The sequence below is a fragment of the Lacticaseibacillus camelliae DSM 22697 = JCM 13995 genome (assembly GCF_001311195.1).
Lineage (GTDB): Bacteria > Bacillota > Bacilli > Lactobacillales > Lactobacillaceae > Lacticaseibacillus > Lacticaseibacillus camelliae.
On record NZ_BBAJ01000022.1, the window covers coordinates 1 to 12668 of the forward strand.

Sequence of the window (12668 nt, forward strand, 5' to 3'; positions counted from 1 at the left end):
AAAATTGAGGCGCTGTTTTCACCGCGGCTTGCGCATCCGCTGGTGTCAAGCTTTTCGGTGCAGGTTGCGGTTGTTGCGTCTTCGCCGTTGTGGCAGCATCCACTGAGACCCCTTGCGCCGGTGCTGCAAGACCAACGGCCCCAGCAAGCAAAGCAGCCCCAGCAAGCCCTACCATCCTGTTCTTTTCCATCACAATTGCCTCCTCCAAGATTCAAATACACAATTATCATACCATTTAATTAAATAGGTGAACCATTTGTTGCCGCTTTTATCCATATAGTGGTTGATCAGCCTCAACCAATCCCTGACTGTACATCAAAAGCCCACCTGAGCATTCCTCAGGTGGGCAATTAAACATGATTCATATTTTTAGTTGTCGGTCTGCTGCCCGTTTCGATCACGGCTGTATACTACCGCCACGATGCCGGACTGCCAACTGATCGTCACGGGTTGTTGGCCCAGAAATTCGTTGGACGCCCAGGAAAACGGTGTCATGCTCGACCAGTCCTTGAGCGGATACTTGGCGCCGGCAATGTTCAGCCGTTCGATCCCCGTCAGCGGCACAATGCCCAGGTACGGGTAATCCGGCTGGGCGGGCAGCTCATGCGTGCCGCCGCGGTAGAACTGGACCCAATTCTGTGCATCAAGCATTTCAATCTGCTCCGTCCAGTTTTGAAACCGGAGCTCGGTCGGCAGAAACAAGTTGGAAAGAAAATGGTCCAGCCGGCCCCCCGTGGCGCCAATCAGCCGCACCCGAGCGGCACCAGCCTTAAACGCCAGACGCACGGCCATTTCCGTATCCGTCTCATCCTTCTCGGGTTTAGCAGTGTGCAGCTCAGCCACGCGACGTTTGACCTGGCCAAATTCAGACGCCGTCAGCGAATCAAAATCCCCAACGGCAAACTGCGGCGTGATGCCGGCCTGAAGCAAGTGCAGGTCCCACGGTCAACGCCGACCCAAGTGCCGGCTAACTTTTGCCAGTCGTGCGGCAGCAAGCCCACCGGCCCGCCGACCATCAGATTCATCAGCGTCATTTGCCGGCCGCCCGCAGCTTGCTGATCTGCTTGGCCGGCGACTCGCCTTCAGAAAAGACGAACGACCCTGCGACAAAAATATCCGCGCCGGCTTGGCAACGGCACTGATGGTCTGGTCACTGATTCCGCCGTCGACCTCGATGGTGAAAGCTAAGTTGCGTTCAGTCCGCAGCTTAGCCAGCCGCGCCACCTTGTCCGCCATTGCGGGCAAAAAGGCCTGGCCACCAAAGCCGGGATTAACCGTCATGATCAGCACCTGGTCAACAATCGGCAGCACTTCTTCGACTGCGCTCAAACTGGTGCCGGGGTTAACGACCACGCCGGCCTTGACCCCGTGGTCGTGGATCAGCTGCATGGCCCGGTAAATGTGCGATGTGGCTTCGACGTGGACCAGGAGCGTATCGGCACCGGCCTTAGCAAACGCCGGGATCCAGGCCTCCGGATTATCGACCATCATGTGCACATCGAGCGGCAGCGAGGTCACTGGTCGAATGGCCGCAACCATCCCCGGCCCAAACGTCAAATTCGGCACGAAATGCCCGTCCATCACGTCGATGTGGATCATGTCGGCGCCGCCTTCCTGTACGGTGCGGATATCCCGCGCCAGGTTGGCAAAGTCTGCACTCAAAATAGAGGGTGCAATTTTCATCGCCAAAACTCCCTTTCTAATTCTTCTGGTAGATGGGCCGTTTGCCTCAAGTTCAGCCCGAAACTGCATGTAGTCATCGTAGCGGCTTTGCATGATGGTGCCCGCCGCAACTGCCGTCTTCACCGCGCAGCCCGGCTCCTTGGCGTGCTGGCAAGACCGAAACTTGCACTGATCAGCCAGTTGCACAAACTCTGGGAACCGGTCGCGCAACTCATCGAGGGTGACATCCAGCAGGCCAAGTGAGGAAAAGCCTGGCGTGTCGGCGACCAGCCCACCGTCCGCAATAAACAGCTCGGTGGTACGGGTCGTGTGCTTGCCCCGATTCAGTGCCTGGGAGATCTCCCCCGTGGCCAGCTTGAGCCTGGCACAAGGTGGTTGATCAGCGTCGACTTGCCAGCTCCGGTTTGGCCAGTAAAAATGGTCAGCTTATCCTTGAATGAGGCGCGCACCGCCGCCAGTGTCGCGGCTTCAAACGGCGGCACACTCGCAAACGTCGCGTACCCGATCTGTTCATAGCCCGCCAGCGCTGCCTGAATTTCTTCCAGCCGCGCTGGGGCCACCAGATCGGTTTTTGTCAGGTAAATCTCGGCATGGATCTGTTTGCCTTCTAGGTACACGAGAAAACGGTCCAGCAGGTTCAACGAAAAATCCGGCTGAGCGGCGGCCACGACTAGGATCGCCTGATCGATATTCGCCACCGGCGGGCGCACCAACGCGTTCAGCCGCGGCTTTAACCGCAGCAAGTAGCTTCGTCATCGGTGCCGACCCCTGGCGCAAATTCGGCAAAATCTCCGACCAGCGGGGAAATTTTTTGGTTACGCAGGTTGCCGCGACCGCGAGTGCGGTACACGGTGCCGTCAACGGCGATGTCGTAAAAGCCGCTCACCTGCCGGATAATGCGCCCGGTTTTTTTCGTTAGTCGCCACTGATATTATCCTCCGATTGCACGACGCTGCCGTTATTTTCGATCCGGTACGCGCCCGTTTGGCCGTTCTTCAGCGTGAAGTTCAGCGTGATGCTTTGGTTGGCAGTGATGGTCATGGTCTTGTAAACCGACCCTAGGCTGTGCGTGCTGTCCTGCAAGTAAATGGTGATCTTATTGGCAGTGTCACTGCTTGATGAGTCACTGTCCGAGGTGCTAGTGCCGATGGCACGTACTCCAGCGCCACTGTCCGGGTCGCCGTCTTAGTGGTGTCACTCGACGCGCTGCTCGAACTGGACGCACTGGCCGGGTCTTTGCCCTTCGAGAAGGTCACATTGAGCGTGTCCCCACGGTGCAGGTCGCTGCCTGCCTGAGGATCCTGACTGATCAGCTGACCGGAAGCCACACTGTCGTTGTAGGCCGTGTCGATTTTCAGCACCATGCCATGAGTGCTGGCCCATGCACTGACCTGATCTTCAGTTTGCCCAGAAAAGTCGGGCATGGCGAACGTCGCGGAACCACTGGAAACCGTGAAGGTGATCGTTTGTCCGCTTGGGACCACACTGGTGCCAGCATCCAAACTCTGCGCCATGATTTCCCCTGCAGGGATATCGACACTGGTCCGGCGCTTACGCTTGACCGTGAAGCCGGCCTTCTCCAGCCGCGCTTTAATGGTCGCGTACTCATCCCCGACGTAATCCTCAAGTTGATACTTTTTATCGCCGGAACTGACCACAATGTCCACGCTACTGCCGGCTTTGACCGTGCTGCCGGCGTCCGGGTCGGATTCAATGACCCGGTTCTTGGCGACCTTGCTGGAGGCACGCTTGGTCTCCTTGCCCAGCTCCAGGTTGGCCGCTTCAAGGGCACTTTCAGCCTGGGTGCGACTCATCCCACTGAGCATGGGCACGGTGGCCTCTTTGCTGCCACCGGTCAGGGACAGGACGACAAACAAGATGATTGCCGCCACAATGACCCCGGCCAGCACAAACGGCCAGTACTTCCGCCAGCCGTGCTTGCCCGCCTGCTTGGGCCGTTTCTGGCTGCTGTCATCAGGCGATGCGGTTTCCCGCGTGGTCGGCGCCGTCGTGGCCGCCTGCACCTGCTGCTCGGCTGCAGTCGAGCCGACCATCGGCATGACCTTGGTCTCGTCAAGGTCGGTTGCGTCCGGCACAAACTTTTCCTCATGGGCGCGCGCCGGGGACAGCGAGGTCTTCAGGTCGGCCGCCATGGCGTCAGCGAGGTGTAACGATTGGCCGGGTCCTTGGCGGTGGCTTTCAGCACCACGTTCTCCAAGGCTTGGGGAATGCGCGGGTCAAACTCGCGAACACTCGGCATGTCCTCTTGGAAGTGCTTAAGGGCGATGGACACCGCCGAGTCGCCTTCAAACGGCACGGTGCCGGTCAGCATCTCGAATAAGATGATCCCCAGCGCGTAGATGTCGCTTTGCTTGGTCGGCATGCTGCCGCGGGCCTGCTCCGGGCTCAGGTAATGCACGGAGCCCAGGAGCGAGTTGGTTTGAGTCATCGAGTTGTCCGACAGCGCCACGGCAATACCAAAATCAGTGATTTTTGCGTTGCCGTCCTGGTCGATCATGATGTTTTGCGGCTTCAGATCGCGGTGAATGATGTTGTGATCATGCGCCACCTGAATGCCGGCGAGGATCTGTTCCATGATGTCGATCACGCGCTGGTACGGAATGGGAAAATGCTCGACGATGTACTTTTTCAGGTCAGAGCCGCGGACGTATTCCATGACCAAGTACTGCTGGTCGTTGCTTTCGCCGACATCGTAAATCGACACAATGTTCGGGTGGACCAGCTCGGTGGTCGCCATCGCCTCGCGCTGGAAGCGGCGCTTGGTGTCGGGATCATTTTGCAGGTCGAGGCGCAGCACCTTGACGGCCACGTCGCGGTCCAAAATCAGGTCATGCGCCAGGTAAACATTGGCCATGCCCCCTTCGCCCAGAGTTTTGAGCAGCTTGTAACGCTCGTTCAAAATGTAGCCAGGTTCGATCACGGCTGCTCCCTCCAATCCTGATGAATGATCAAAGCGGAGATGTTATCGGGCCCACCGGCTGCGTTGGCCATGTCGATCAGCTGCTGGGCTTTTGCCCCGAGCGGCTGGCTGCCGCCGATCACCTTGGCGATTGCGGCGTCTTTGACCTGTTTCGTCAGCCCATCGGAGCACAGCAGCAGATAATCGTCGTACTCCATGTCGTAGATCGTCACATCGGCATCGACGTCTTCGAACACGCCAAGGCTGCGCGTGATGACGTTGCGCTGAGGAAATTTTTCGGCTTCCTCGCGCGTCAGCTCGCCGCGGCGCACCAATTCATTGACCAGCGAGTGATCCTCGGTGATCTGAATGAGGCGGTCGTGGCGATACAAATAAGCCCGTGAATCGCCAATGTTGGCGACCACAAAGCGCGAGCCTGAGATGATGACGGCGACCAGCGTCGTGCCCATCCCCGTGAGATCGGCAAAGTGCTGCGCCTTTTCCAGGATCACCGAGTTTTCCTGCTGCAGCTCAAAAATGAGCCACCGCACAATTTTTTCCACATCAGTGTTCTGCGTGGCTTCAAAGGCGTGACCTAGGTGAGAGACGGCCATTTCCGAGGCGACATCGCCGCCTTGGTGGCGCCCATGCCGTCGGCAACAATCGCCAGCGTTACGCCGGCAGTGTTCGCAAACAGCCCCACGTAGTCCTGATTATTTGGCCGCTTCCGGCCGATGTCTGTCCGATAGGTGTATTCCATAAGATCGTCCTACTTTCGCACGAAGCTGGCAATGAAAAAGCCGTCCGTGCCGTAATCGTCGGGAAAAAGTTGCAGGGCCGGCGCGTTGTGCGCCCGGTCAAGCGGCCGGTCAACTTTGACCGGCACCTGCACGTACTCCGGGTGCGCGGCCAAAAAGCTTTCGACCACGCCCTGGTTTTCCTCTGTCACCATGGTACACGTACTGTAGGTCAAGCGTCCATTCACTTTTAGTAAAGGTGCAACCGCGCTCAGCAGCGCCAACTGGATCTTGGGTAGGTTCACCAGGTCCTCAGGGTGCTTGCTGTAGCGAATCTCCGGTTTGCGCCGCAGCAGGCCTAGCCCTGAGCATGGCGCATCGACCAAGATGCGGTCAAAGCTTGCCGCCGCAAAATGGGCACCGGCTTCGCGTGCGTCCATCTGCGTTGCGTGCACGCGGTCTTCAAGGCCCAGGCGCTTGGCGTTTTGCTCGATCAGGCGCACCTTATGGGGATGCAGATCGAGCGCCACGACCTCACCGCCCTGGGCGGGATCTAGGTACTGCGCGATGTGCGTGGTTTTGCCGCCTGGGGCCGCGCAGGCGTCCAGCACGCGGCTGCTCGGCTGCACGTCGAGACTCGGCGCCACAAGCATGGAGCTTTCGTCCTGAATCGTGTACAGCCCGTCCGCAAACTCAGCAGTGCCAGCCAGGTGCCCGCCGTCGGCTACGAGGCCAACCGGCGTCAGCGCGCTTTCGCGAATACTCGGAAACTCGGGTTCCAGGGCTTCGGCAACTGCTGCCGGGGTCGCCTTCGTGGTGTTGACACGCAGCGATGCGCCGGCCGGCTGATCGATCGTCTTAAAAATCGACTCGGTTTTCTCCGCCCCCAGCTGGCAGATCAGCTTGGCCGTCAGCCACTCCGGCACGCTGTACGTGATCGACAGGCGCTTAGCGACCGGCTCGATTTTGGTCAGGTCCGGGACCTCGCTGCGTTGTAAGTGCCGCAAAATCGCCGTGACGTACTGACCGATGCCGAGATTGCCCATTTTCTTAGCGATCTTGGTCGACTCGTTGAAAATGGCGCGCGCCGGGATCCGGTCCAGATAGACGAGCTGGTAAACAGCGGTTTGGAGCAGGACGTGGACCCACGGGTCGAGCTTGCGATCGCGCACGAAGGGCTTGAGGTAGTAATCCAGCGTGATCCCATGCTGGATGACCCCGTAGACAATGTTGGTCGTGAGCGCCGCATCGCGCTCGCTGAGGTCACTTTTCTTCAGCTGCGCGTCCAGCGCCAGATTGGCGTAACTGCCTTGGTGGTGACGCGGGTCAGAATGTTAACGGCGACGGTACGCGGATCAGTTTTCGGCAATGATTTGGTCTCCTTCTTGAATGCTGCGGCCAGCCCCGTTTAAAAACGCGGCGATGGGTTGCTTGCCCTTGCCCGCCGGCTGCAGCTGATTGATGGCAAACGTCGTCCCCGCACCGGCCGCCACGACTAGGCGTTTTTTTGCTGCGTTCGACCACGATGCCGGGCTGGGCGTCAGTGGTCGAAGCCAGCGGCGTGATCGCCCACAGCTTCACGCGCTCGCCCATCAGCGTCACCCAGCCGCCGATTTCAGGCCGCAGTGCGCGCACCCAGTTGTCGAGCTGATCCGCGGTTAAAGTGATATCCAGGTGCTCCTGGTCCTTGCTGATGGTCGGCGAGAACGTGACTTGCGCTTCGTCTTGCGGAATCGGCTGTTCACCGGCAATGATGGCCGGCAGTTTTTTTTCATCAACAGGTCCCGGCCGACCAGGCTGAGCTTATCAAACACGGTGCCAGTGTCGTCCGCGCGCGTCAGCGGAATGGCCGTTTGCGCCCACATGCCCCCGGCATCCATTTTCTTGACCATCTGGATCAGCGTGACGCCGGTTTCTTTGTCGCCGTTGATGATGCTGTACTGAATCGGCGCGCCACCGCGATACTTGGGCAGCAGTGAGCCATGGACGTTGACGGCCGTGATCTTGGCCGCGTTCAGGAACTTGGTCGGCAAGAACTGGCCGTATGCCGCAGTGATGATCAGATCCGGCGCAAGCGCGATTGCTTCGGCCAGCTCGGGACTGCCCCCAAGCTTTTTCGGCTGCAGGACTTTCACGCCCAACTTGACGGCGGCTTGCTTCACCGGCGACTGGGTCAGCTTCTGCTTGCGGCCCACGGGACGATCCGGCTGGGTGACGACGGCCAGAACATCATAGTCCTTGGCGACGGCTTCTAAGATCGGCACGGCAAACTGCGGCGTGCCCATAAAAATTACACTAGTCATATAGTCTCCTTAAATGAATGTCAGCGGCTCTTTGTCGATGCCGACAAAATAGCCGTTGCGCGTCCCGACCTGAGTTTCGTCCAAAATCTTGGTTAGCGTCTGGTCGAGCTGCGGCTCTTGTTTATACTTGATCACCAGTTGGTAAATGTAACGGTTCTTGAGCCGGGCGATTGGCCCCGGCGTCGGCCCCAGCAGGACCGCGGACGCGGACAGCGTGTCGGTCAGCTGCTTGGCAAGTTGGTAGATCAGCTTGGCCGCGGCCTCCTCCTGCTGGTGGCTGACCGTCACCTTGGTGGTGAAGTAGTACGGCGGGTAATCGCCGCGGTGGCGGATCGCCATCTCTTGACGGAAGAAGCCCTCGTAGTTTTGCGCCTGTGCGTACTGAATCGCGTAATGGTCGGGGTTGAAGGTTTGAACGAACACCTCCCCCGGCTTGTCGGCCCGACCGGCCCGGCCGGAGACCTGCGTCAGCAAGTCGAACGTGCGCTCGCTGGCGCGAAAATCCGGCATGCCCAGGCCGGTGTCGGCGTTGATGACGCCAACCAGCGTGACGTCAGGAAAGTCCAGCCCCTTGGCGATCATCTGGGTGCCGAGCAGAATGTCGGCCTCGTGTGCGCCAAACGCCGCAAGGATTTTTTTTCGTGGCCACCCTTGCGGCGCGTGGTGTCAACGTCCATGCGCAGCACCCGCGCGGCCGGCAAGAGCTGATTCAGACTGGCCTCGACCTTTTCGGTACCCGTGCCGTAGTAACGGATCTTGCGCGACCCGCAGCTCGGGCAGACGGTCGGGATCGGTTCCTCGTGGCCGCAGTAGTGGCAGCGCAGCGTGTGCGTGTCCATGTGCAGCGTCAGGCTGATGTCGCAGTTGGGACACTGCACCCGGTAGCCACATTCGCGGCACATCACAAAGCTGGAAAAGCCCCGTTTGTTGAGCAGCAGCACGCTTTGCTCGTGGCGATCAAGTCGCAGCTGCAAGGCATCAAGCAAAGCCTTGGAAAAATCGTCCTTGCCCCCCTGCTTGTACGCCTCACGCATGTCCACAATGTGCACTTGCGGCAGCGGCTGACGATTGATCCGGCTTGGCAGCCTCAGCAAAGTATACACGCCTTTTTCGGCGCGAGCACGCGATTCCAAGCTTGGCGTGGCCGACCCCAGCACCACTGGCGCCCCAAACGTTGCGGCGCGGTGTAAGATCACGTCGCGGGCATGGTAGCGCGGCGCATCATCCTGTTTGTAGGAGGTTTCGTGCTCCTCGTCAATGATGAACACACCGATGTTGGTCAACGGCGCAAACGCGGCCGACCGTGCGCCCACGACGACCTGCGCCTCGCCGCGCTGAATGCGCCGCCACTCATCAAACTTCTCGCCTTCGGAAAGACCCGAGTGCATGACCGCCACTTCGCGGCCAAAGCGGCCCTTGACGCGGTGGACCATTTGCGGTGTCAGCGCGATTTCAGGCACCAGCATCATCGCGTTGCGGCCTTCCTTGAGCGCCTGAGCGATGACTTGAAGGTACACCTCAGTTTTGCCCGAACCGGTGACCCCTTCAAGCAGAAAAGTGGTGGGCTGCTTGCTGGTGACCGCAGCGTCCACCGTCTTGACCACTTTGGCTTGGTCAGGTGTGAGCGTCAGCGGCTGAGTCCGCTCGCCGTGATCGAGATCATCGTAAGGCGCACGGTAGACTTCACGCGCGTCCAAACGCAGCCAGCCCTTCTTGGCGGCCGCGTGAACCGCCGCGCGGTCAACGTCGCCATTGTTGACGGCTGCGGTCAAGGCCGGCTCTGTGCCGCCGTTGACCCATGTGCGCAGCGCCGTGATCACTTGGAGCTGCTTGGTCGCATTGGCGCGGACGCTTTGGCGCAAGGCGGCGTACTCAGACGCAGTTTTCAGCGGAACGATATACTGTTCCGTTTTGACCTTGGCCCGGTCCTTACGCGCATAGTGCAGCGTCAAGGCTCCCTGGTCGATCAGCCGCATCACTTGTGCCGACACGCTCGCCTCGGTGTGGCTGTCCAGCACCAGGCGGTCCTGACCGGCCAGCAGCGCCTGCGCCTCCGCCGTGGGGTTGGCGCTCAGTGACACGCTTTTGATGGTATCAACTTTCAGCATCGCCGGCAGCATGGTTTGAATACATGTGATCCAAAACGCGTACGTGGTTTGCGCCAGCCAGTGAGACAAGGCCAGCGTCTCCTGATTCATCACCGGCGCGTAATCGAGTGCAGCAAGAATCGGCTTGAGCTCACCATCAAAGTCGGCGTGATCCGCCAGGGCGACGACCATGCCCGAAACTTCACGCTTGCCCTGACCAAACTGGACCCACACGCGCATCCCCGGCTGGATGCGCTCCTCAAGCGCCTGCGGAATGGCGTAATCAAATGGCCGGTCCGTTTGCATGGTCGGCACGTCAACAATAACTTTGGCTACCTTCATGCACGCGCCTCCTGAATGTAACGTAAGATCTGCTGCGCAAGCACAAGTTTAGCCGCCCGCGGCAGGCTGACCGGCGGTTGTCCCGGCTGCAGGAGGGTCACCGCGTTGTCGTCCTGATTGAAGCCCTGGCCCTTGCCGACCTGGTTGGCAATCAGCATATCAACGTGCTTGCGCGCCAGCTTGGCTTCAGCATTGACCAGCAACTTGTCCGTTTCAGCCGCAAACCCCGCCACGAACTGATGCGTTCTTTGCGTGCCCAGCGTTGCTAAGATGTCAGGGTTTTGCACTAAGTTGAGCGCCAGCCCCTGGTCGCCGGTTTTCTTCAGCTTATGATTCGCCGTTTCGCTTGGCCGAAAATCTGCCACGGCCGCCGCCATGATCACAATGTCTGTCTCCGCAAACCGCGCTTGGACCGCAGTGTTCATGTCCTTGGCAGTCGTCACGGGCACCACGGTGACGCCCGGCAGCGTGACCTGGTGCGCCGCCGTCACCAAGGTCACTTCGGCACCTGCTGCAGCCGCCGCGTTGGCCAGTGCCGTGCCCATCTTCCCCGAAGAATCGTTGGTCAAATAACGGACTGGATCCAGGCGCTCACGCGTGCCGCCTGCCGTCACCACTACCCGGGTGTGGGCCAAATATTGATCCGTGGTTGCCAGCTGCGCAAACAAGACGATTTCCGCCTCGTCGGGCAGGCGGCCCTTGCCGCTGTATCCTTCTGCGAGAAAGCCAGTGGCAGGCGGCAGTACCTGGACGCCTTGCTGCTGCAAATGCGCCAGGTTCGCCTGGGTCTGCGGATTGGCCCACATTTTATCGTTCATCGCCGGGGCGACCAGCTTCAGCCCAGCAAACGCCAACAGTGTGGTGGTGACCACATTGTCGGCCAGCCCCATCGCCATTTTGGCCAAGGTGTTCGCCGTTGCCGGCACCACTATGGCCAGGTCCATCCAGCGGGCCAGCTCAACGTGCGCGACGTGTTCAGGCACAGCGAACTCCGCGGCATCCGTTAAAACGGCGTGTTTGCTGACCGTGGCCAGGCTCTGCACTGTCACAAAATTTGCCGCGGCAGGCGTCATCGCCACCCGCACTTCGAACCCTGCCTTGATCAGAAGGCGAACCAGGTTCGGCGTCTTGTAAGCGGCGATCCCACCTGTCACGAATACCCCGATTTTCTTTGCCATGTGTCACCCTCCGTTTCGTCCTTCATTATAGCAAACATTCACCACCGAGAAGTTTTGACCTGGCTGGTATGGGCACCAGACATGGCTGCAGGCCACAAAAAAACAGCCATGCTAACGCTTGCGCTGACATGACTGCCCCCCATGCCCCCTGACACGAAGTGAGGTTTTGGTTGCTCGGACTTCTACATTCACAGTTTTATACATACCTTTAAGCTCACACAAACCGCAAAACACTCGACAATCCTTTCGAAAGAGCGGCAGCGTTCAAACCATAAGCCTAATTATAGGCCCCTTGCCGAAAAATGGGGAGGAAAATTCTGCAGTGGGAATGCTGGCCACAGCAAAGAAAAAGGCAAACGCGATTACGTTCACCCACTGCCTGTTTAGTCTTCTTTGTGGTCCAACTTTTCCGCGTCGCGTTCCTTCAGCTTCGAGTCCGGATCGATGATCACATCACCGGCCGCGATTTCTTCAAGCGCCTGGCCGACTTTTTTTTCAACGACTTGTACTCAGGCAACATTTTGATGCCACCTTGTTCCAGCTCATGTGCGCGCTTTGCCGCAAGCACTGCCAGAGAATAACGAGACGGGATCCGGTCCAGCAGGGTATCAATTGATGGGTAAATAATCATGTTAATCTTCTCCTTAATCATGTCAGGGCAAGCCTATGGTGCGGGCGTTCTCGCCCGTACACGTGCGCCGCCAGGCTCAGTGGGGCTGGCTGCACAACTGGTCATAAGCTTGTTCCACTGGCCAACGCCCGAGCAGCTAGCTCGGCACTCTGGTCTAGTTTACCATATTCCGGTACTTATCGATAACGCGCGGGACGCGCAGGTGCTCGCTTTCGATGATCCGCTCGATGCGCTTGCACGCCTTGGGCACTTCGTCGTTGACGACCGCGTAATCGTAGTTTTCCATCATCTTGATCTCTTGCGCGGCCTGCTTGACGCGCTTGTTGATCACGTCTTCAGAATCCGTGCCGCGGCCGATCAGCCGGTGCTTGAGCTCCATCAGATCCGGCGGCGTCAGAAAAATAAACACGCCATCCGGGCACTTTTCCCGCACCTGCATGGCGCCGTTGACCTCAATCTCCAGTAGCACATCGCGGCCGCTATCGAGCGTCTTATTCACATACTTCAACGGAGTGCCGTAATAATTGTCGACGTATTTCGCGTACTCGAGCATCTGCCCGGCCGCGATTTCGGCCTCGAATTGTTCTTTAGTCCGAAAATAATAATCGACCCCGTCTTGTTCGCCTGGCCGCGGTTTTCTCGTCGTCATCGAGACCGAGTACTGAAAATCGCGAAAGTCATCAGCGAGCATGGCCTGCCGGACCGTCCCCTTGCCGACCCCACTTGGTCCCGACAAAACGATCAGCATTCCCCGTTCATGCATGATTTAACCTCTTTCGTCATTAGT

Annotated in this window: 5 protein-coding genes and 8 pseudogenes; all 13 read right to left on the minus strand. The window is 58.9% G+C overall.

The features are described 5' to 3' along the window. The coding region (locus JCM13995_RS15780) for a hypothetical protein (RefSeq protein ID WP_054663433.1) at window positions 1-190 on the minus strand (190 nt) is incomplete at its 3' end. A gap of 179 nt (window positions 191-369) precedes the next feature. Further along, window positions 370-930 carry a thiamine diphosphokinase gene (locus tag JCM13995_RS05700; protein WP_225350739.1) on the minus strand — a complete coding sequence of 187 codons (561 nt, stop codon included), beginning with the start codon at window positions 928-930 and terminating at the stop codon, window positions 370-372. Beyond that, a complete protein-coding gene (locus tag JCM13995_RS15785) occupies window positions 876-1034 on the minus strand; it encodes a hypothetical protein (RefSeq protein ID WP_225350740.1) in 159 nt (52 codons plus the stop codon). Before JCM13995_RS15785 ends, JCM13995_RS05700 begins: the two co-directional genes overlap by 55 nt. Next, a pseudogene (gene rpe / locus JCM13995_RS05705) lies at window positions 1031-1683 on the minus strand (ribulose-phosphate 3-epimerase). The gene JCM13995_RS15785 and the pseudogene rpe overlap by 4 nt, the downstream one beginning before the upstream one ends. 16 nt (window positions 1684-1699) lie before the next feature. After that, window positions 1700-2581 (minus strand): annotated as a pseudogene (gene rsgA / locus JCM13995_RS05710) (ribosome small subunit-dependent GTPase A). A gap of 17 nt (window positions 2582-2598) precedes the next feature. Further along, window positions 2599-4624: pseudogene (pknB, locus tag JCM13995_RS17600) on the minus strand (Stk1 family PASTA domain-containing Ser/Thr kinase). Next, window positions 4621-5363, minus strand: a pseudogene (locus tag JCM13995_RS05720) (Stp1/IreP family PP2C-type Ser/Thr phosphatase). Before JCM13995_RS05720 ends, pknB begins: the two co-directional pseudogenes overlap by 4 nt. Window positions 5364-5372: 9 nt before the next feature. Next, window positions 5373-6709, minus strand: a pseudogene (rsmB, locus tag JCM13995_RS05725) (16S rRNA (cytosine(967)-C(5))-methyltransferase RsmB). Next, window positions 6696-7643: pseudogene (fmt, locus tag JCM13995_RS05730) on the minus strand (methionyl-tRNA formyltransferase). Before fmt ends, rsmB begins: the two co-directional pseudogenes overlap by 14 nt. 9 nt (window positions 7644-7652) lie before the next feature. Next, a pseudogene (priA, locus tag JCM13995_RS05735) lies at window positions 7653-10072 on the minus strand (primosomal protein N'). After that, window positions 10069-11250: a bifunctional phosphopantothenoylcysteine decarboxylase/phosphopantothenate--cysteine ligase CoaBC gene (gene coaBC / locus JCM13995_RS05740; RefSeq protein ID WP_054663436.1), complete on the minus strand. Its 1182-nt coding sequence runs from the start codon at window positions 11248-11250 to the stop codon at window positions 10069-10071. The pseudogene priA and the gene coaBC overlap by 4 nt, the downstream one beginning before the upstream one ends. Before the next feature lie 383 nt (window positions 11251-11633). Further along, window positions 11634-11881, minus strand: a pseudogene (gene rpoZ / locus JCM13995_RS05745) (DNA-directed RNA polymerase subunit omega). Window positions 11882-12035: 154 nt separating this feature from the next. After that, complete coding sequence (gmk, locus tag JCM13995_RS05750; protein WP_054663439.1) at window positions 12036-12644, minus strand: guanylate kinase; 609 nt, start codon at window positions 12642-12644, stop codon at window positions 12036-12038. Window positions 12645-12668 lie beyond the last annotated feature (24 nt).